Origin of the sequence: Rhodococcus sp. APC 3903, from assembly GCF_030407755.1 — a bacterium.
Taxonomy (GTDB): domain Bacteria; phylum Actinomycetota; class Actinomycetes; order Mycobacteriales; family Mycobacteriaceae; genus Rhodococcus_F; species Rhodococcus_F erythropolis.
The window spans coordinates 24,149-43,335 of sequence record NZ_JASDCV010000030.1 but is presented as its reverse complement, the minus strand read 5'-3'; the positions used below and the strand labels follow the sequence as shown (position 1 = coordinate 43,335).

Genomic DNA, 19,187 nt, shown 5'->3' with positions numbered 1-19,187 from the left:
CACGCCTTAGTTGCCTGCGAACGCTTCGATCGGCGGGCACGAGCAGACCAGGTTGCGGTCGCCATGTGCACCGTCGATACGACGCACGGACGGCCACACCTTCGGGCGAGCCTTGCCACGCGGGAAGACGGCAATCTCACGCGAGTACGGGTGATCCCACTGCGCTGCAATGCTTCCGGCAGTGTGGGGAGCACCGCGTAGCGGGTTGTCCTCCACCGTCCACTCGCCGGCGCCGACGCGATCGATTTCGCCGCGAATGGCGATCATCGCCTCGCAGAACTCGTCGATCTCTTCGAGGTTCTCGCTCTCGGTGGGCTCGACCATCAGTGTGCCGACCACGGGGAAGCTCATGGTCGGTGCATGGAAACCGTAGTCGGCCAGACGCTTTGCCACGTCGTCGACGGTGACGCCAGTGTCCTTGGTCAACCCACGGAGGTCGAGGATGCACTCGTGCGCGACCATGCCGTTCTCGCCGGTGTAGAGAACCGGGAAGTACTCGTCGAGTCGACGCGCGATGTAGTTGGCCGACGCGATGGCGGTCAGGCTGGCCCGGCGCAGGCCCTGAGCACCCATCATCCGGATGTAGGTCCAGGTGATGGGCAGAATGGACGCACTGCCGTACGGCGCTGCCGAGATCGTTCCTCTACCACCGAGTTCGGGGGCCATCGGGTGTCCGGGCAAAAACGGCGTCAAGTGTGAGCGCACACCGATCGGGCCGACGCCGGGTCCGCCGCCGCCGTGCGGGATGCAGAAGGTCTTGTGCAGATTCAGGTGGCTGACGTCGCCGCCGAATCGGCCCGGACGGGCAAGGCCGACAAGCGCATTGAGGTTGGCGCCGTCGACGTACACCTGGCCACCGGCGTCGTGTACCGCTGCGCAGATGTCGGAGATCTCATGCTCGTAGACACCGTGTGTTGAAGGGTAGGTGATCATGATCGCGGCGAGACGCTCGGCGTGATCGGCGATCTTCGCGCGCAGATCGTCGACGTCGACGTCACCGTTGGGACGGCAGGCGACTACCTCGACGCGCATCCCGGCCATGACGGCAGACGCCGCGTTGGTGCCGTGAGCACTCGACGGGATGAGGCAGGTGTCGCGGTGGTCGTCGCCCCGGCTGAGGTGGTAGTTGCGGATCGCGAGCAGGCCCGCGTACTCCCCCTGGCTGCCGGCGTTGGGTTGCAGGCTGACGTTGTCATAGCCGGTGACCGCGACCAGCCAGTCTTCGAGATCCTTGATGATCTTCAGCAGACCGGGTGCATCCGACGTGGGCGCGAACGGATGGATCGCGTTGAACGCGGGCCAGGTGATGGATTCCATCTCGGCGGTCGCATTGAGCTTCATGGTGCACGAACCCAGCGGGATCATGCTGCGATCGAGGGCGATGTCCTTGTCGGAGAGCGCGCGCAGGTAGCGAAGCATTGCCGTTTCCGTACGGTAACGGGTGAAGGCTTCGTGCTGCAGGTAGTCGGAGGTGCGCTCCTGAGCAGCCGGAACCGAATTGCCCTCGGCTTCGATGGCGACAACAGCATCCTCGATCCCGAACGCGTCGAGCACGGCAAGGACGTGGTCGGCGGTGGTGGCCTCGTCGCAGGAGATACCGACATGATCGGCATCGACCAGACGCAGGTTGATCCCGGATTCCTTGGCCGCAGCGACGACGTCGGCTGCCTTGCCCGGAACCTGAGCCAGCACGGTGTCGAAGAACGAATCGTGGACTACGGTCACGCCGCCCTCGCGCAGGCCGTTTGCCAACGCGTGTGCGCGGGCAGCGACGCGCAACGCAATCGCCTTGAGCCCCTCGGCGCCGTGGTAACTCGCGTACATCGCAGCGAGGATCGCGAGGAGCACCTGCGCGGTACAGATGTTGGACGTCGCCTTCTCGCGGCGTATGTGCTGCTCACGTGTCTGCAGCGCGAGGCGGTATGCCTTGTCTCCGTCGGCGTCGATCGAGACGCCGACCAAACGGCCGGGCAGCTGACGCGCATGCTTGGAGTGCACGGCCAGGTAACCGGCGTGCGGTCCGCCGTACCCCATGGGAACACCGAAGCGCTGGGTGGTCCCGAAGCACGCGTCCGCACCCAGTTCACCCGGCGAGGTGATGAGCGTCATCGCAAGAAGGTCGGCGCCGACGGCAACTAGCGCGCCGCGCTCGTGAGCTTCCGCGATGATCGAGGTGTAGTCCACGACGCGTCCCGAAGCGCCCGGGATCTGGGCGATGACACCGAAGAAATCACCCTCGGGCAGTCCGGCAGTGAGATCTGCGGAGACGATCTCGATGCCGAGCGGCTCGGCGCGTGTCTCGATGACGGCGAGGGTCTGCGGATACAGGTCCGCGTCGACGACAAAGCGTGGGGACTTGCTGCGGTTCGCGCGGCGCAGGAGCGTCATGGCTTCGGCAGCGGCGGTGGCCTCGTCGAGCATCGACGAGTTGGCCAGTTCCATGCCGGAGAGATCGGCGACCATGGTCTGGAAGTTGAGGAGGGCTTCGAGGCGGCCCTGGCTGATCTCCGGCTGATACGGGGTGTACGCGGTGTACCAGGCCGGGTTCTCGATGATGTTGCGCAACAACACCGGCGGCGTCAACGTGTCGAAGTAGCCGAGGCCGATCATCGACGTCGCGACAGTGTTCTGGGCTGCAAGTGCAGTCAGTTCGGCAAGTGCCTCGTGCTCTCCGACCGGAAGCGGCAGAGCGTCGAGTCCGGCCGCGATGCCGTTCGGGGCAGCGTCGAGGATGACGGAGGGAACGGCCTTGGTTGCCAGTTCGTCGAGTGAATCGACACCGACGAGTTCGAGGATGCGCGCGAGTTCCGCGGCGTTCGGACCGACATGGCGGTCGGCAAATATACGGCTTGCAGCGTCGATCACGACAACTCCCAGACAGATCGGAGGATCAGGACACACACCGAACTGCGGTGCGTTCCTCCCCCTCTGTCGCATGCTCGATTCCCGAGCGCCTGAGAGATTCGGTAGTGATCCGCCGATAGACGGAAGCCACAGCCTTTCCCCGTCGGCGGGTGGGTTGTCCCACCGCTTTCCAGAGGCGTCGGAGCCCGTACGGTCCTTGGTGCCTGAGAGATTGACGGGGAGGTATTGCTCCTTCGGCGCCCTGATCCCGCTCACGACTGACCTTTGAGACAAAGACTGAAACAAAGACAAGTTCGGTGAATCGGTATCCGAGGCTCTCCCGTACGCCGGCGACGCAGGCCCAGTCTAGTTGACCGAAACGCCTACCTGCACCGTGGCATCCTCCAAAGAGATGTGACGTGCGTTATCCGGTTTTGCGGCTGGCGCGATTCTTGCGTCGCGAAGCCAACTCGTCTTCCGGGTTGGGATCGCTTTCGCCGCCGTCAGCCCGCTCGGCTGGGAAGTCGGCGATCGTTCCGGTGAGTTCACGCATCGCTCCACTGACTGCGATGCCGAATACACCCTGCCCACCCTGGAGGAGGTCGACGACCTCTTCGGGAGACGTGCATTCGTACACGGTGGTGCCGTCGGAGAACAGGGTGATGTTGGCAAGATCGCGGACGCCACGCTTACGGAGGTGATCGACGGCAACGCGGATGTTCTGCAGTGAGATGCCGGTGTCGAGCAGACGCTTCACGATCTTCAGAACGAGGATGTCCTTGAAGGAGTACAGACGTTGGCTACCGGATCCGGCAGCGCCACGGATTGACGGAACAACCAACGACGTCCGTGCCCAGTAGTCGAGTTGGCGGTACGTGATCCCGGCGATCTGGCACGCACTGGGTACTCGATATCCGACGAGGTCGTCGGGGATGGAATCGTCCGGGAACAGGCCTGGCTGCAGCTCTTCGGAAGACATTTCTGCAGTCGGCTCGGCACTATCGGCTATGCCCGTTCCGCGCTCATTCGACTGTTCTTCCACTGCCGTCTCCCTCTCGCTTCGCCATCATGTAACCAACCTGTGCTATCAGCAGTCACGAGAATCCCGTGCCGACCGAACTTTCAGATGTGAATCCAAGGCAGGTAATTCCATGAGTGGACTTACCCAGAGTACGCCTCGATCGACAAGGCGAGAAGATCTCCACCGCACGCAACGGTAAGACCACGAGGGTGCTCGGTCAACGCAACACGCCGACCGAGACTCAACCTCTACTTGAGAGTTGAAGACTAAAGCCTGATTACGGACAAACAGGACTAACCGTCAGTGGCTTTGAAGTCGTCCGGCGAGATGGTGTCAAGGAATTCCTTGAACTTCTCGACCTCGTCTTCGCGCTCGTCAGGAATGACCAGACCGGCCTCGGCGAGAACAGCCTCCGACGCGAAGATCGGAACGCCGATGCGCAGGGCCAATGCAATCGAGTCCGACGGACGTGCCGAGACGGTGGTCTGCTCGTCGAAGACGAGATCCGCGTAGAAAGTGCCCTCTTGCAGGTCCACGATCCGCACTTCCTTGAGGCTCCGACCGAATGATTCGATCAAGATCTTGATCAGGTCGTGAGTCAGCGGCCGCGCCGGCTCGACTCCCTGTTGTTCGAGAACAATCGCGGTAGCTTCGGTTTGCCCGATCCAGATCGGCAGGTACCGATCGCCGTCGGACTCTCGCAGCAACAGGACCGGCTGATTCTGAGGCTGCTCGACACGAACTCCGATCACACGCATTTCGCCCATCGAGCTTGCCTCCAACCTGACGTGATCCAGCCGACCGACTCCGATGCGGTCGTACTGAAATTCTATTCGAGTGTGCCCCGCTGATCGAGGAACTCAGCGATCGAGACTTCCCCGAACCGCCGACTTGACCAGACATGTGTGCAAAGTCAGCGACAGCGCAGCCAGTTCCCGGACCATTTCCTCGGCACGATCACGTGCTCCGGCGTCACGACCCTTGGCAACCGGTCCGGCGATCTGGGTCACGAGTCCCGCTTCACGATCAGCAGCCAACTTGAACGCCCGCAGATGACGAACCTCCAAGCCGTACTCGGACATCGCCTTCGCGGTGCGCGCCAGCGTCACGGCGTCCTCGTCGAAGAAGCCCGCTGCGCCGGGAACGACCAAACCGGTACGGATCAGATCGGTCAGAAACCGATCGTCGATGTCGGCGCGAGCGAGAAGGTCCTGACGACCGACTCGAACTTCGCGATCGACCCGGAAAGCCTCGGGTGAGACATCGCCCGTAGCGATCGACAGGACGCGAGCACGACGAGGCGCAGGAACTTCTGCACTCACCGTCGCTGCGCCGCTGTCGATCGCTTCGAGTTGTTCTTTGATCACTTTGAGCGGCAGGTACTGATCACGTTGAGCGGTCAGCACGAAGCGAAGACGCTCGCAGTCCTCGACAGAGAATCTGCGGTATCCCGACGGTGTCCGTTGTGGGCTGATCAAACCCTCGGACTCGAGGAAACGGATCTTCGAAATCGTCACGTCGGGAAAATCTGGACGCAACCGATCCAGCACGGAACCAATCGACATTCCGGGCTGGCTCTGCTGCCGCACTGCCGTCATTAGCTACCCGCACCTGCTGACGACTCGCCGACCTGCGAACCGCCGGCACGAGGGCCGGTGAGGAACACCAGACGGAACTTGCCGATCTGAACCTCGTCACCGTTCGCGAGAACTGCCGAATCGACAGGCTCACGGTTGACGTAGGTGCCGTTGAGGCTTCCGACGTCGACGACGTGGAAATCCGCATCTTCCTGACGGAACTCGGCGTGACGACGGCTGACGGTCACGTCGTCGAGGAAGATGTCGCTGTCCGGGTGCCGACCTGCCGACGTCGTCGGCTGATCGAGCAAAAAGCGGGATCCTGCATTCGGTCCCCGCTTGACCACCAGAAGGGCGGCTCCGGCGGGAAGGCCTTCCACGCCCGAAACCGGCTGCTCGGCGGCCGGTGCTGCAGAGGAGGTGTTGTCGAGCTCATTGAGGAAGTCCGCACGGAAAACCGAAGTGGTCTCCGCCGGCGACTCCCCATAGCCCGCGTCGTTACCGTTCTCGCTCACTGTTTCTCCTCCTGGGTCAATCATCCAGATCATGAATCACTGGACTACGCAGTGCACTTTCTTCACGAGCATCTTTCACAGTCACGTTCGATACGGCCCTGCGCCCCGACTCGGCACATGCGTACCTAACGACCGTACCCTGCGCAGACCGCCGCGTGCAGCGAGACAGGCCGCGACACAACACGAGTTGGCCGGTCCACGCGCAGGTTTTCTACTCGGACGTGAGTCCCTTGTATGCCTCCGCGTCCAGCGTTGCCGCGAGTGCGGCGTCGAGTGTGGCCTCGTCGACGACCTCGAGCTCGACCAACCAACCCGTGTTGTACGGATCGGTGTTGACGAGGTCAGGCTGTCCGTCCAATTCACCGTTGGCTGCAAGAACTTTCGCAGTGAACGGAGCAAAGATGTCGGAGACGCTCTTGGTCGACTCGACCTCACCGAGCGATTCACCGGCGGTCACGTCTTCGTCGACAGCGGGAAGCTGGACGAACACGACGTCACCGAGCTGCGACTGAGCAAAGTCGGTGATACCGACTCGAACTGAGGTCGGGCCGGTCCGCTTCACCCACTCGTGCTCCGCGGTGTAGCGCAGATCGGTAGGTGTATCGAGCTCACTCACAGTGGCTTCCTTTCACAGGCCGTCCGAAAGTCGGACGCAAAAGATCAATTTCCGGGTTGAGCGTATTGGCGCGGATTCAATTGTCGCAAGACGGAGATCGTGACCTGCTGCGATTGGTCGACTGAGGAAGTTCCGCCGTTGCGTGCGACGTTGTCAAAAACGCCTCCGGGAATGTTCAACGCTGCTGCCAACGTCGGTGGATCCCCGATCGCGGTCACAGTGTACGGCTGCTCGATCCGGGTTCCGTCCAATTCGATCTCGCCGCCGCGCCCACTCACCCACGAGTTCACGCCGATACGAATGGGTTCGCCGTTCGCACCTGCGATCGAGATGGCTTCGGCACCGGCAGCACGTAGTTCCTGGATGAGATCGAGAATCACTTCGGAGCCGACGCCCCCTGCTGGATCCGTCAGGGTCATCGTCACACCTGGTCCGGTAGCAGGAGCGGTCCCCACCTGAATGGAGAGCGAGGTCAGCCGCGCCCGCGCCTCGTCGAGCGCTGCTCCGGTGTTGCCGCCGGCTTCCAAAGTGGCAAGCGATTCCTGAAGATTCGCGACTTCCTGCCTCAGCGCGGCTTCACGCCGATTCAAGTTGTCGAGAACCACCAGGAGGTCGGCAGGGCGCGCGGCGTCGAGTGAATCTCCGGCCACGGTGCTGCGTACCTGTGTGGCAATCGCGACGCCGAGCACACCCAGAAGCACGGCGGCGAGGATCGCGAACACGACGTTCGTGCGATGTTTCGACGGCGAACGCAACTCGTGACGACCTTCACCCGTAGTCGTCACTGGTGGTTCTTCGGGGTCAGTCGTGGCGTGGTCGGACATGGCTCACGCTCCGAACAGTCGTCGTCGCAATGCAGCTGCGTTGCCGAAGATCCGGATACCCAGCACGACGACGATTGCCGTCGAGAGTTGAGTACCCACACCCAACTGATCGCCGAGCCAGACGATCAACGACGCGACGAGCACGTTGAAGACGAAGGAGACCACGAACACCTTTGCGTCGAATATCTCGTCCAGATACGCGCGTAGTCCGCCGAAGACGGCGTCGAGTGCCGCAACGACAGCGATCGGAAGATAGGGCTGGATGACGTCGGGGACCTGCGGGCTGAAAACGACGCCCAAGACGATGCCGACGACCAGTGCTGCGAGTCCGTACAGGGCGGAACCGGCCTTCATCGAACTCCTTCTGTCACTTGGGTTCTGTGGGTTCTGTTGCCACCCGGACCGCACGAGGCGTCGCGGGTGGCAGTGTCAACGAGTCGTCCTCGGCCACTGCGAAACCGACTCCGTACAGTTGCGAGACGCTCGACATTCTCACGTAGGCGTCGCTGACGACGAACTCTCGCTGCAGCGCGCGCGTGTCGCCGATCGCCTCGACGCGGTACGGCGAGAAGACAGGTTGGTTGTCGACGAGCATCGCGCCGCCTGCCTGACGGATGGTCACCGTCGGCCCGATTCGCACGCCGCCGACGGCGATTGCCTCCGCTCCGCCAGCCCACAGGGCGTTGACGACGGTCTGCAGATCGCGATCGAGGACAACTGTCTTACCGCCGACGCTGCGCTGGGACGCATCCGAGAGGTTCGGGCGCCCGGCCGGGTCCGTCAACGTCACCACCAGCCCCTCCCCGTGAACAGCTTCGGCTCCTGCGCCGGATTCGACCGCTCGCAATTGATCGAGGACCGCGCTGCCTCTGGCATCGCCTTCGAGCGCCAAGCCACGGGCGTCGTCGACGTCGCCGCCGAGTGAATCGCGGGACGCGGCCAGCGAATCGATTCGATCCTCCGCGTCACGGACCTTGGCGACCAACTCGCTTCGAACCTCCTCGGTGCCGGTCACCTGCTTGGTGGCCTGAACTGCAGAGACCGTGACGATGAACCCGATCAACAGTGCACCGAGGGCCAGCCACGGCCCCGTCTTCGAGGATCTGTTCGTCGTGTGCTCGTGTTGGCGTTCGAATGCCGTCGCTTCGTAGCCCGGATCGAGATGTTCGGTCATGAGCGACCGAAGCAGCGACGGTACCGGGTTACGACGGACGTCCTCCCCGGTCGACTTCATCGAGGCACGACCTCGTGCGTTCGCGCAACGTCAACGGCTTTGAGCACGTAGATCGCAGCAGTCCACACGTACAGGACGGTTCCCCAGATCAGGAAAGCGAAACCGAAGGCATGGGTGAACGGTCCGATGGCCCAGTCTCCATGCCCGGCAAGAATCAACGGCAGAGCGAACATCAGCAGGAAGGTCGCAGCCTTGCCGAGGTAGATGACCTCGGGCGGCGGCAGTCCACGCCGGCGGTAGATCGGCAACGTCAACGCGAGTAGAAGATCACGGCCGATCAAAATCGCCGCGACCCACCAGGGAATGAAATCGCGGGCAACGAAGGTGACCAGTGTCGTCACGACGTACAGGCGATCGACCAACGGGTCGAGAAGCGCTCCCAGACGCGAGGTCTGCCCGAGCACCCTGGCCAACTTGCCGTCGAGCCAGTCGGTGAACCCGCTGAGCATCAGCAGCGCCAATGCCCAGCCGTCCGAGTGCGTGACGAGCAGCAGGTAGGCGAACAGCGGCAGAGCGAGTAGACGCACGATACTGAGCACGTTGGGAACAGTGAGAATCCGATCCGTGGGGACCAGTTCTTGTTCGCCAGAGTTCACTGCACACACCTCGCGTCTTTCGATTGCCGTGCGGCCAGCTTTCCACAGCACGACGGACTATTCGCCGAGGCGCCGTAGCCCGAACTGTCCCGAGCGTGTCGAGCCGACCTTATCGCCAGGCGAACACCGGCTGCTCGAGGTTGTCGATGCGCGTGTTCCGTCCGTTCAGCACTTCGCGGAACTGATAGATGACGGCTCCGGTCGGCGCATGGATCAGGCTCGTTCGGAAAGGCCATTGGATCACCGGGTTCGGTGATTCCTCGATGGTGACGAATCGCGAGTCCACGTCGAGTTCCTCCGACGTCACGGCATACACCTGGGCCACCTCGTCGGGATTGGGTACCAGTCCCCCGATGTCCTCACCGGACCAGACGACGAACGGTCGGATCACAAATCCCGAACGGGTGACGTAGTCGTCGAGCCGGCCGATGATGTTCGACTCAGGGACGTCGACGCCCAACTCTTCGGACAGCTCCCGAACCGCTGCTTGTTCGGAAGACTCACCCGGGTCGACGCTTCCGCCTGGCAACGCGAACTGACCGGGGTGAGCGCGCATCTTGCTCGGCCGCTTCGTCACCGGGAACACGGGTGTTCCGTCCGCACTCCGCATGACGACGATGACCACCGACGCCGAGCGCCTTCCGTCCAATTCGACCGACCGAGGTTCGAAAGCGACAAGTGAGGCGACCAGGTGGTCCCGATTCAGTAAATCTCCGTTCACCATGGCTCGACAGTAGCGCCACGAGACTGAGACCCCCAGTCAGTCTGGTCCATTTTGACCGCTTCGCCTGATTATCGGTCTGTATTCCTGTCATGCTGAACAGGCAGAATCCACCGTGCGGTATGGCGAGAAGAGAACCTCGATGGCTGAGCAGTCCCAGACCCCCACCCCGCAGACCGACCAGAGCGCGCCGGGCGCGCCGAACCGGGCCTCTCGCTTTGCCTCCGACGCGCTGAGCATCCTGCGGCGCGTGCCGTTCACCTCGATCGTCGTGCTCACCATCACCATCGTCGGGATCGCGACCGGCGCCTTGTGGAATCACGTCCGTACCTACTCGTGGTTCGACGACATCGCCTACGGAGTCCCTGCCTTGCAGGAAGGTAAGTGGTGGACCCTCGTCACGGGTTGGTTCTTCGGCTTGACGCCGGGTCAGTATGTTTCGATCATCGTCGTTTTTGCCTTCGCGGTCGGCTGGTGCGAGTGGCGCCTGGGAACCAAGAACGCGGCCATCGTCACGATCAGCGGTCAGTTGGCGGGCGAACTGGGTGCATCGCTCCTCCTCTGGGCGGGCAGCCACACCGATTGGGATTGGGCTCGCAACCTCGCCACCCACCGCGACGTCGGTGTCACCACCGCCATCATCGCCGCACTCGCCGCGACCACCGCAACTCTGCGCTCGCCCTGGCGAATGCGAGTGCGCGCCATCCTGTGCGCGTACATCGCGATCGCCTTTCTCTTCGAAGGTCGCCTCGCCGACGTACAGCACCTCATCGCGGTTGCGATCTTCCTTCCGGTCGGCGAAAAGTTCTTCGGCGACGGAGAGCGCGGGTTCATCCCCCGAACGCGACGCGAGATCCGTCTGCTCGGATTCATCGGCCTGCTCCTGATCGGAGTGGTCGAGATCGCCGTGTGGTTGTTCCCCGGCAGTGGACCCTTCGGGCCGACGGAAGCCGAAACCGGTTCGGGCTGGACCGCATTGGTCGACGTGATCATCGTTGCACTGATCGCGGATCAGTTGCGACGAGGTCGCCGCTGGGCCTGGTGGGTTGCCGTGGTGTTCGGCTCTCTGACGGTCTTGGCCACCGCCCTCGTCCTCGGTTCGGTCATCTTCTTCGACTACGAAAGCGCCGGAGCCGTCACGGTCGGTACCGCGCTGCTCTGGCTTCTCGAACTCATCTTGCTGATCAAGGGCCGTCACGCTTTTCACGTGCCGATGCGGCGCAAGATTCGAGGCGGACCGCTGTCCGGGAACGATCCTCGCGCCACTGCTCGGGAACTGCTCAAACAGCACGGCGGCGGAACCATGTCGTGGATGACGACGTGGGACGGCAACAGTTACTACTTCGGTGAGTCGGGAGAGAGCGTCGTTGCATTCCAACGGCATGTCGGTGTCGTCGTGGTGCTGGCCGATCCGATAGCGAGCCCCGAGCGACTTGCCGCGGCGGTCGACGAGTTCACGACGATGTCCGAAGCCAACGGCCTCACTCCCTGCTTGTTCTCCGTAGGAAAGGAAACAGCCGATGCCGCCACACGGCGGGGGTGGCGCACCGTTCAGGTCGCCGAGGACACGATCGTCGACCTGCCGGAATTGCAGTTCACCGGAAAGTCCTGGCAGGACATCCGTTCGGCACTCAACAAGGCCAAGAAGGACGACATCACCTTCCGGATGACAACACTGGCAGACGAGCCGTTCTCCGTATTGGCTCAGGTGCGCGCTATATCCGAGGAATGGGTGGGCGACAAGGGACTACCCGAGATGGGGTTCACCCTCGGCAGCGTCGAAGAGGCGCTCGATCGCGACGTCCGGGTCGGATTGGCCGTCGACCCGACGGGAAGTATTCACGGCGTCACCTCGTGGTTGCCGGTGTACGGCGAAGGCGGCGTTGTCCGGGGTTGGACGCTCGACGTCATGCGTCGACGCCCGGACGGCTTCCGGCCGGTGGTCGAGTTCCTCATCGCATCGTCGGCCCTCGAATTCAAAGAACAAGGTGCCCAATTCGTCTCACTGTCCGGCGCGCCGCTGGCCCGCAGCGACGACGGCGCCGACGCCGCATCGATGGACCGCCTGCTCGACATGCTCGGAGCCGCGATGGAACCGCTCTACGGCTTCAGGTCTCTTCACGCGTTCAAGAAGAAGTTCAAGCCGAGATACGAACCCGTTTTCCTGTGTTTCCGCGACGAGGCCGACCTGCCTCGAATCGGAATCGCGCTCACGCGTGCCTACCTTCCGGACGCGACGGCTCCTCAGCTGATCAAGCTCGCCACCAGCAAGAGCTGACGCCGTGCGGTCCTGGTTCGAGCACACGGTCGTCGACACCGGCAGACTCCCACTGTTCTTCCTTCTGCTCGCCTTTGTCCTGACGTTCCTGTTCATTCGGTTCAGCGTTCGAATGATCCGAGCTGAGGTCTCGTGGTGGCCAGGCAATGTCACGCCCGGTGGAATGCACATCCACCACATGGTTTTCGGTTTGATGATGATGCTCGTGTCCGGCTTTGCCTTCATCGCTCTGGCCGACTATCACACCCCGATCGCCAACTGTGTTCTTGCATCGGTGTTCGGTATCGGCAGCGCGCTGGTCCTCGACGAGTACGCACTCGTGCTACATCTGCGCGACGTCTACTGGGCCGAGGAGGGTCGCTCGTCCATCGACGCGGTGTTCGTTGCCATCGCGATCTCGTTCCTTTTCCTTCTCGGAGTCCACCCGATCGGGTTCGCCGGAGAGTTCGACCCGTATGAGCAGGACCGTAGCCTGGCGACGTTGATCGGCGTTGTCGTCGCGATCGTGATCCAACTCGGACTCGCCGTGATCACGTTGATGAAGGGCAAACTCTGGACCGGCTTGATCGGACTGTTCTTCACCCCGCTTCTGTTGGTCGGAGCAATTCGGTTGAGTCGCCCGGGTGCGCCGTGGGCGCGTTCGCGTTACCGCGACAAGCCCGCCAAGATGAGCCGGGCAGTCGCCCGTGAGCAGCGGTATCGCGAGCCGATGATCCACGCGAAGATCTACGTTCAGGAAACGGTGTCGGGAAGTTTCGGTTCCACTCCCCCGACCCCACCACCGCTCCCCGTCGTCGACACCACGACGCCTACGACGAAAGTCGGACTATCACGGCGGCTTTCGGACAGAATTCGCTGGCGCCGAACTCGCCGACGATTACGAACAGTCCCGGTCTGGCGCCTCCCCGTGATCCTCGTCGTGCTGTCCGTCGTCACCGCGAACATCCTCGTCGGGATCGACGGAGACCTGGTGAGCGACGGCGACGTCGGTACCATTTCCGAGGGCGTGGACGCCGGGGCCACCGCAACGCTGCTCAGCGTCATCGCCGGCGGGATGATCACTCTCACCGGTCTGGTGTTCACCGCCATCACCCTCGCAATGCAGTTCGGCGCCTCGCAGATTTCGGTGCGGGTGGTCCCGATGCTTGCGCAACAGCGAGTGATGCGGTGGTCGATCGGCATGTTTCTGGCCACGTTCGTCTTCTCCTTGATCATTGCGCTCGATCTGGCGCTCGATTCGGAGAATTCCTCACCGACCATCTCCACGGCGATCGCACTGCTTCTGGCATTGGCCAGTGCGATCCTGTTCATCGCGTTGGTGGCGAAGGTCGGGTCGATTCTCAATTCCAGTCGGTTGCTGCGTTGGATAGCGGCCCAGGGTCGCAGCGCGACGATTCGTGCCTATCCGCTGTACGAGGACTTGCCTTCCGGCGCACCGAAACCCAGTCAGCCGCTCCCCCTCCCCCAACCGCGCGAGTCCGAAACCTCCGAGAGCGCCGACGCACTGGTGATTCGCCTGCGCCACCTCTCACCCGACGGCCGGATTCTGCTGGCGATCGATCTCGCACGACTGCAGCGGTTGGCCAGCCGCTGGGACGTCTCGGTCGAGGTCGTCCCCAGCATCGGCGAGTTCGTCGCCCAGAACGCGCCCCTCTTCGAGGTACGCGGACCGTCGCTGAAGGTACGTCCTGACACCTTGATGTCGTGCTTGATCTTCGGTGACACGCACAGCCCGGTCGTCAGCCCCGGTGCAGCGCTTCAGTCGATCGTGGACATCGCGCTCAAGGCACTGTCACCCGCCATCAACGACCCGGGCCGAGCCGTGCAGGCTCTCGACCACATCGAGGACCTTCTGGTACTTCTCGCCCCGCGGGTCCGCTTCGACACGTCAACCTCGGATCTCACGCTGATCCGAGGGCAGCAACGCACCTGGACCGATTACGTGTCCGTCGCCACCGACGAGATCCGGCACTTCAGTACCAATTCCGCGCAGGTCCAGCGTCGTCTACGCGCGGTATTCGCGACCTTGCTCGAAGCCTGCCCGCCGGACCAGCACCCTCCGCTACTCGAGCGCGTCGACGCACTCGATGCGCAATTGACCCGAGAATGGACCGGCGCACTCGACCTTCGGCTCGCGAGTGTGGCAGATCCGCAGGGATTGGGCTCCGAAGCCGGGGCGACCGGAAGAATTCACCCGCTGATCATCGGGTCTTCGGAACTTCCAGACGATCGTTCATCCGGGCAGACCGAGTCGCGTTCCCAGCCAACCTAATTGACTCGCCAATCCAGCCGACCACACCTGGAAGCTGTGTCCTCCGTCGACCTCGGCGTACTGGACGTCCATCCCTGCGGCTTTTGCGGCTTCGTAGAGCGTTTGAAGACCTGGTCGGTAGTCGTTGTCCTGTTTGCCGACTACGAACACTCCGGCGCTGTCGGGGAACTTCTTCTCCCGGAGCAGATCCTGCGGATTCACTGCCACGAACGCGGCTTCATTGCCTCCGAACGCTGCATCGACCGTCTGCTTCCGATCGCCGAGGGTGGGTTCGATCTGACCGGACAGATCCAGGAACGTCGGATATACCGCGGGGAAGTTCGTTGCCATCTGGAACGCGCAGGTACCGCCGTAGGAAAGTCCCCCGATCGCCCACTTCCTCGGGTCGGGATCCACCTGGAGGTTCCCGCGCACCCAGTCGGGAACATCGCGCGAAAGGTACGTTGCGACGTTCCCGAGTTGGGAATCGACGCAGAGCGGATTCGCCAGTTCCGACCCGGTCCCGTCAGCAACGACGACAACGGGAGCCAAGCCCGAATGCGCAGCGGCGTAGGCGTCCATGGTCTGGACGAGACGTCCGCCCTGTAGCCAGTCCTCGGGCGCGCCTGGTTGGCCGGCAAGCAGTACCAACACCGGCAACTCCGGTCGTGGGTTGGTGAAATACGCGGGCGGTAGGTAGATCTCGGCGTCGCGGGCGCTGAATCCGGAGACCGTCCCCGCAATCGTGACCGTGCTGACCTTGCCGGCCGACGGCATGTCCGCTGGAGCCTTCCATTGCGAAACCGGTACCGCCCCGTCCTTGCCGTCGTCCAGGTCGGCGAGTGAAACCTTCTCCGCGTCCGAGAGTCCCAGCGCTGTTCCCAACGTCGGATATGACTGGAACTGCAGATTCACGTGAGCCGCGCTCGACACGACCACCAGGAGCACGGAGACGACGGTGAGCACGCGGCCGTCGATCCGCGTCGCCGCAAATACCCGCGAAACACCCAGCAGCACGCCGAGAATGCCCAACCCGATCCACACGTAGACCGGACGGGCAATCGGATCGGGGAACGGGTGCCACACCTTCTCGATCAGCCAGTACAGCACGAGAGTGATCGCGATTGCCGCGACGATGCAGACCGGAATCGAGATCAGCACGTGACGCCTCGATCTCGAGAAGATCAGCCACAGAAGTGCCAGAATTCCGAGCACCGTCACCACGGGCGGAACCGGGCCCGTGACCAGCGACAGATCCGTGATCGTGTGCACGTCGTCTCCCGTCGCAGCCCTGTTTAGACAATATCCAAGAACAGGACATTTCGGAGCTGATGGCGTCAGATCACTGCGTTCGACGCCTGGGCACGTAGGTCTCGGGCCAGGTGATCCCGACGCTCGAGAACAAGCCTTCGCAGCGACGCGGGCGCCTCCGCATTGGCCTGGATCCAGGAATCGACAGCAGAGGTGTCTTCAGCTGCCGGGAAGAGTCCGTTCACCAACCGTCGGGCGATCTCGATGCTGCGTTCGGGCCACCACTTCCCCAGGGACGAGAAGTACTCTGCCGCATATCCCTCGATCAACGACGGGTCCGTGCCCGAACGGAATCCGGCGATCGTCGCATCCAGGCGGTCGTTCGAGAGTGAGGCATCGGTGGTCGCCGACGCCCAGGCAGCCGCCTTGGTCTCGGCATCGGGAATCGACGCCGCGGCGCGGACGTACGCCGTTCGACCCGCTGACGTGCTGTCCTTGCTCAGCTCACCGTCGAAGTCGCTCACACTCGCATGGCCGGTCGCGGACAGGGCGATCCACAATGCCCACCGCAGATCAGGATCGAGAGCCAGTCCGACCGGTCCCGGGCAGGTGCCGTCGAGTATCGACCGCACCTCGTCGGCGCGAGCATCGTTGACCGCTGCGGCGGCCGACAGAGCCCGTGCCCATGCCAGCTGTCTTCCGGACTCCGGTTCGGCTTCGAACACCGCCTTCCAGGTCGTTTCCAACCAGCCTGCACTTACATTGGGCCGCAAGCTTTTCGGAACGTAGTGAAGAACCGCGTATTGGGCATCGGTCAGGATCGCGCTGAGAATCGCAAGATCTGTCTCTGCGGGAGCGAATCGTTCCACCATGTCGAGGTATCGGAACACCGAGAGCTGCGCATCGCGCACCGAGTTCCACAGCGACGACCAGATCACACCGCGCGCAAGCGGATCGCTCACGCGGTCCAGGGATGCCTCGACCGTGGACAGAGATTCCGCGTCCAGTCGCACCTTCGCGTAGGTGAGGTCTTCGTCGTTGAGCAGTGTGAGCGCTCCGGGCGGAAGGTCGACCGGCGTGCGGGATTCGGTGATGTCGAGTTCGACGCGTTCGGTGCGAACAAGATCTCCGGACTCGTTGTAGTCGTAGATTCCGACTGCGAGCCGATGCGGCCTCGGGTCCGTCTGAACCAGGTCTGTTCCGTCGAGCGACAGCGTGGACACTCCGGTGGTCTGCAACCAGATTCGGGCCCATTCGCGCACATCACGTCCGGAAGTCTCCGCGAGCACGTCGAGCAGATCAACAAGCGTGGTGTTCCCGAAGGCGTGGGCCTTGAAGTACCGTCGTGCCGCTTCGAAGAACGCGTCACGGCCGACGAACGCCACGAGTTGCTTGAGGACACTGGCACCCTTGGCGTAGGTGATTCCGTCGAAGTTCAGCTTCGCAGCTTCGAGATCGACGATGTCGGCGACGATGGGATGCGTGGTCGGCAGCTGATCTTGGAGGTACGCCCACGCCTTCCGCTTGATGGCAAATGCTACCCAGGCATCGGTGAAGCGAGTGGCTTCGGCGCTGACCAGCGATCCCATGAAGTCGGCGAAGGATTCCTTGAGCCACAAGTCATCCCACCAGACCATGGTCACGAGATCGCCGAACCACATGTGCGCCATTTCGTGCAGGGTCGTGTTGGCGCGACGCTGATGCTGCTCGTCGGTTGCGGTGCCGCGGAACACATACGCCTCGGTGAAGGTCACCAGTCCCGGGTTCTCCATGGCGCCGAGGTTGTACTCGGGGACGAAGATCTGGTCGTACTTGCCGAACGGATACGGATAGTCGAAGTGCTCGGCGTAGAAGTCCAACCCCTGACGGGTGATGTCGAAAACGTTGTCTGCATCGAGGTGTGGAGCCAACGACGCCCGGCACAAAGCGCCCAACTCGACAGTGAGTTCGCCGCGACTCCACGACGAGGCCACGCGGTGATACGGCCCGGCCGCGATCGCGGTGATGTAAGTCGAGATCGGCAGCGTCGGTGCGAAAGTGACGCGTTGCGCACCGTCGACGGAGAGCGTCCGTGTCGCGGGCTGATTCGACAGGACTTCCCAGCCGTCAGGTGCTGTCACCTCGAATGTGAAGGGCGCCTTGAGGTCCGGTTGCTCGAAGCAGGCGAAAACACGCCTGGCATCGGCGGGCTCGTATTGCGTGTACAGATACGTCTGATCGTCAGCGTCGTCGACAAATCGGTGCAGCCCTTCACCGGAACGGCTGTAGTTGCCGTGAGCTGCCACCCGAACGACGTTCGATCCGCCGAGTCCGCGCAGCACAATCCGGGACCCGTCGTACTCCACCGGAATCGACGCACCGTCGACCTCTACGGAATCGACTGCAGCACCGATGAAATCGAGCCACGTGGACTCCGCCGACGACGTCAGATCAATTGTCGTGACGGTCGAAAAGGTCTTCGAGGCAGAGTCCGCCGCCGATCGCAGATCCAACTCCACCCGGTACCCGGTGACGTCGATGGTTCGAGATCGTTCGGCGACTTCGCTTCGATTCAGGTTCGCAGTACTCACGCACTCGATCCTGCCAGGCCGCACGCGGCGATGTGAGCCGGAGTGTGCCTATCCCTTGAAAGCGCCCTGCCAGACGGTGTCGAACGGCGTGTGTGCCGAGACGCGGCCTTCGATGCCCGCCGTGACGAACTTCTTGGCCAGAGCGACGGCTTCTCCCACGTCGGCGCCCTTTGCCAGTTCGGCGGTCACCGCGGCGGCAAGCGTGCAACCGGCACCCGAGACGCGCTCTTCGCCGACCTTGGGGGCGGAGAGAACCGTCACGTCGGTCCCGTCGAACAACACGTCGACGGCGTCGCCACCGGCGAGTTCGACACCACCCTTTGCGAGCACGTACTTGGGTCCGAGGTCGTGGATACGACGTGCGGCCTCGATGAGGTCGTCCACGCTTTCGATACTGTCCATTCCGGCGAGGGTGCGTGCCTCGAACAGGTTGGGTGTGACGACGGTGGCGAGCGGGAGGATCGAATCACGAAGTGCTGTATCGGTATCGAGAGCCGCGCCGGGCTCCTGGCCCTTGCAGATCAGGACCGGGTCGAGGACGACGTGGCGCCAGGACTGCCGACGCAGACCCTCTGCCACAACCTCGATCGTGGCGGGAGTGCCCAACATGCCGATCTTGACGACGTCCAGATCGTGAGCCGCAGTGGCAGCCTCGATCTGATCAGCGATCACGTCAGGAGCGATCGGCACGAAGCGATGACCCCAGTTGTTCTTGGGATCGAACGAGACGATGCATGTGGTGGTCGCTACGCCGTAGACGTCCAATGCCTGGAACGTCTTCAGGTCGACCTGCAGGCCGGCACCGCCAGTCGCTTCGGACCCAGCGATGACATAGGCGAGGTCAACCACAGCACAATCTCCTTCTTCGGACTTTCGAAACGTGCGTGGA

16 protein-coding genes and 1 riboswitch are annotated in these 19,187 nt (G+C 62.9%); of the genes, 2 read left to right on the top strand and 14 right to left on the bottom strand.

The genetic code is table 11. The features are described 5' to 3' along the window. Window positions 1–6: 6 nt before the first annotated feature. The 11 genes from gcvP to QMA15_RS28865 all read right to left on the bottom strand — a co-directional run bounded on the left by gcvP (window position 7) and on the right by QMA15_RS28865 (window position 9,951). Window positions 7–2,865 carry an aminomethyl-transferring glycine dehydrogenase gene (gene gcvP, locus QMA15_RS28915; RefSeq protein ID WP_024487228.1) on the bottom strand — a complete coding sequence of 953 codons (2,859 nt, stop codon included), beginning with the start codon at window positions 2,863–2,865 and terminating at the stop codon, window positions 7–9. Window positions 2,866–2,918: 53 nt separating this feature from the next. Next, window positions 2,919–3,048: riboswitch (glycine riboswitch) on the bottom strand. Window positions 3,049–3,268: 220 nt separating this feature from the next. Continuing rightward, on the bottom strand, window positions 3,269–3,823 hold the full coding sequence (locus tag QMA15_RS28910; protein WP_021344354.1) for a MerR family transcriptional regulator: 555 nt from the start codon (window positions 3,821–3,823) through the stop codon (window positions 3,269–3,271). Between the two features lie 335 nt (window positions 3,824–4,158). After that, window positions 4,159–4,632 carry a bifunctional nuclease family protein gene (locus tag QMA15_RS28905; RefSeq protein WP_003946194.1) on the bottom strand — a complete coding sequence of 158 codons (474 nt, stop codon included), beginning with the start codon at window positions 4,630–4,632 and terminating at the stop codon, window positions 4,159–4,161. A gap of 93 nt (window positions 4,633–4,725) precedes the next feature. Beyond that, the gene (locus tag QMA15_RS28900) at window positions 4,726–5,463 is read right to left on the bottom strand and encodes a MerR family transcriptional regulator (RefSeq protein WP_003946161.1); all 738 of its coding nucleotides are present in this window, start codon (window positions 5,461–5,463) and stop codon (window positions 4,726–4,728) included. Next, window positions 5,463–5,957: a glycogen accumulation regulator GarA gene (garA, locus tag QMA15_RS28895; protein ID WP_003946166.1), complete on the bottom strand. Its 495-nt coding sequence runs from the start codon at window positions 5,955–5,957 to the stop codon at window positions 5,463–5,465. The genes QMA15_RS28900 and garA overlap by 1 nt, the downstream gene beginning before the upstream one ends. Window positions 5,958–6,168: 211 nt before the next feature. After that, window positions 6,169–6,573, bottom strand: coding sequence for a glycine cleavage system protein GcvH (gene gcvH / locus QMA15_RS28890; RefSeq protein WP_020969688.1), 405 nt, complete (start codon window positions 6,571–6,573; stop codon window positions 6,169–6,171). 44 nt (window positions 6,574–6,617) lie between these two features. Next, window positions 6,618–7,397: a DUF881 domain-containing protein gene (locus QMA15_RS28885; protein WP_021344355.1), complete on the bottom strand. Its 780-nt coding sequence runs from the start codon at window positions 7,395–7,397 to the stop codon at window positions 6,618–6,620. A 3-nt stretch (window positions 7,398–7,400) separates the two neighbouring features. After that, entirely contained in the window at window positions 7,401–7,751 is a 351-nt protein-coding gene (locus QMA15_RS28880) for a DUF1290 domain-containing protein (protein ID WP_003946178.1), read from the bottom strand. A 13-nt stretch (window positions 7,752–7,764) separates the two neighbouring features. Beyond that, on the bottom strand, window positions 7,765–8,631 hold the full coding sequence (locus QMA15_RS28875) for a DUF881 domain-containing protein (protein ID WP_290287753.1): 867 nt from the start codon (window positions 8,629–8,631) through the stop codon (window positions 7,765–7,767). After that, window positions 8,628–9,227 carry a CDP-alcohol phosphatidyltransferase family protein gene (locus tag QMA15_RS28870; protein ID WP_020969691.1) on the bottom strand — a complete coding sequence of 200 codons (600 nt, stop codon included), beginning with the start codon at window positions 9,225–9,227 and terminating at the stop codon, window positions 8,628–8,630. The genes QMA15_RS28875 and QMA15_RS28870 overlap by 4 nt, the downstream gene beginning before the upstream one ends. Window positions 9,228–9,336: 109 nt before the next feature. Further along, window positions 9,337–9,951 (bottom strand): CoA pyrophosphatase, encoded by a 615-nt coding sequence (locus QMA15_RS28865; protein WP_279164100.1) that lies wholly within the window; start codon window positions 9,949–9,951, stop codon window positions 9,337–9,339. Window positions 9,952–10,090: 139 nt separating this feature from the next. Between QMA15_RS28865 and QMA15_RS28860 the strand changes: the two genes are divergently transcribed. Next, window positions 10,091–12,226, top strand: coding sequence for a DUF2156 domain-containing protein (locus QMA15_RS28860; protein ID WP_133728094.1), 2,136 nt, complete (start codon window positions 10,091–10,093; stop codon window positions 12,224–12,226). 4 nt (window positions 12,227–12,230) lie between these two features. Further along, window positions 12,231–14,498 carry a DUF2254 family protein gene (locus QMA15_RS28855; protein WP_046378597.1) on the top strand — a complete coding sequence of 756 codons (2,268 nt, stop codon included), beginning with the start codon at window positions 12,231–12,233 and terminating at the stop codon, window positions 14,496–14,498. Here the strand turns inward: QMA15_RS28855 and QMA15_RS28850 are convergent. From QMA15_RS28850 to thiD, 3 genes are all read right to left on the bottom strand, one after another. Continuing rightward, window positions 14,460–15,749: an alpha/beta hydrolase-fold protein gene (locus QMA15_RS28850; RefSeq protein ID WP_007731985.1), complete on the bottom strand. Its 1,290-nt coding sequence runs from the start codon at window positions 15,747–15,749 to the stop codon at window positions 14,460–14,462. The two genes, QMA15_RS28855 and QMA15_RS28850, sit on opposite strands and share 39 nt — an antisense overlap. 65 nt (window positions 15,750–15,814) lie before the next feature. Then, on the bottom strand, window positions 15,815–18,298 hold the full coding sequence (gene pepN / locus QMA15_RS28845; RefSeq protein ID WP_279164101.1) for an aminopeptidase N: 2,484 nt from the start codon (window positions 18,296–18,298) through the stop codon (window positions 15,815–15,817). 48 nt (window positions 18,299–18,346) lie between these two features. Continuing rightward, complete coding sequence (gene thiD / locus QMA15_RS28840; RefSeq protein WP_003946192.1) at window positions 18,347–19,147, bottom strand: bifunctional hydroxymethylpyrimidine kinase/phosphomethylpyrimidine kinase; 801 nt, start codon at window positions 19,145–19,147, stop codon at window positions 18,347–18,349. Window positions 19,148–19,187 lie beyond the last annotated feature (40 nt).

Coding starts and splice junctions, on each gene's coding strand:
- QMA15_RS28910 (WP_021344354.1), bottom strand. CDS start 3,823: ATGTCTTCCGAAGAGCTGCAGCCAGGCCTGTTCCCGGACGATTCCATC.
- QMA15_RS28905 (WP_003946194.1), bottom strand. CDS start 4,632: ATGGGCGAAATGCGTGTGATCGGAGTTCGTGTCGAGCAGCCTCAGAAT.
- QMA15_RS28900 (WP_003946161.1), bottom strand. CDS start 5,463: ATGACGGCAGTGCGGCAGCAGAGCCAGCCCGGAATGTCGATTGGTTCC.
- QMA15_RS28885 (WP_021344355.1), bottom strand. CDS start 7,397: ATGTCCGACCACGCCACGACTGACCCCGAAGAACCACCAGTGACGACT.
- QMA15_RS28880 (WP_003946178.1), bottom strand. CDS start 7,751: ATGAAGGCCGGTTCCGCCCTGTACGGACTCGCAGCACTGGTCGTCGGC.
- QMA15_RS28875 (WP_290287753.1), bottom strand. CDS start 8,631: ATGAAGTCGACCGGGGAGGACGTCCGTCGTAACCCGGTACCGTCGCTG.
- QMA15_RS28865 (WP_279164100.1), bottom strand. CDS start 9,951: ATGGTGAACGGAGATTTACTGAATCGGGACCACCTGGTCGCCTCACTT.
- QMA15_RS28860 (WP_133728094.1), top strand. CDS start 10,091: ATGGCTGAGCAGTCCCAGACCCCCACCCCGCAGACCGACCAGAGCGCG.